The 1,138-nt window shown below is 49.9% G+C and carries 1 protein-coding gene; it reads right to left on the reverse strand.

Translation table 11 applies throughout. The annotated features are described in order from the left end of the window. Positions 1–1,138, reverse strand: a 1,138-nt coding sequence (locus tag AC5ELV_RS26295; RefSeq protein ID WP_493432458.1) for a condensation domain-containing protein, incomplete at both ends; no start/stop codon positions are given.

Here is a 1,138-nt window from a genome sequence, read left to right on the forward strand (position 1 = left end):
CTGCCGCCGTATCTCCCCATACCTGAACAATCTGTGCCTGTTCTTCCGGTGTTACCAATTCCAGCTCATTCACACGGATATTTGGATTGTCCACAATTTGTCCGATGACATGGTCGATATGGCCCTGGATACGCTCCATAGCAGACCGGTTATACACCAGAGCATTGTATTCAAGCAGGATGGAGATATCCTCGTCAGGCACGACAATCAGGTTAAAATCGTAGTTGGTTTGCTCGGCAAGTGCCACATTGGCAATCGAGAAGCCTGTTTGTGCCTTTGTCTCGCCGGAACCGCCCATCTGCTTCATCTGTTGCCCGATCGGGTAGCTTTCAAAGACCATGATGTGATGAACTAGGTCTTGTTTTTGTTCAGTCAGTGCCTGGATATCGTATAGCGGGAACGTGTCATACATACTGGAGGCCAAAGCCTGCTCCTGGGTGCGCTGCAATACTTCAGCAAATGTAGCATCCGGTGCACTGCAAATGCGTACTGGAATCGTGTTGATAAACAAACCGATCATGTTCTCCACGCCTGGAAGGTCTGCCGGACGACCGGATACCACACCACCAAACACAACATCCTGATGATTATTGTATTGCTGTAAAATAACGCCCCACACACTTTGCAGCAAGGTGTTAATCGTGACGTGCTGCTGCTTGGCCATTTGGTTTAATGCGGCACTCTGCTCCTTGCCCAACCTAAATGGCAGCTTTTCCAAAACATAGCCGGCATTTGAACTTCCACCGCTGCTGTTCGGTTCTTCATCCCGTGCGACGACAGAAGCTTGTGCGTTCTCACCAGGCAACAAGGTTTGCTGCTCATAACCCGCCAAATACTCACTCCAATAACGGGTTGCTTCCTGTACATCTTGGTGTTCCAACCATTCGATATAGTCACTATACGGCTTGACAGGTGCAAGCTCTGGCTGCTTGTTCTCCAGCAAGGCAGCATATGAACCAAACACTTCGTCCGTCATCAGGGACAGGCACCAGCCGTCCATCACGATATGATGGAAGCTCCATACAAAGCGGTATGAGCGATCGTCCGTGCGGAAGACAGCTACGCGCATGAGTGCATCCTTGCTTACATCAAAGTTTCGAGCTTTATCCTGGGCCACAAATTCAGCTACAGCGTGTTC

The organism is Paenibacillus sp. NMA1017, from assembly GCF_058895805.1.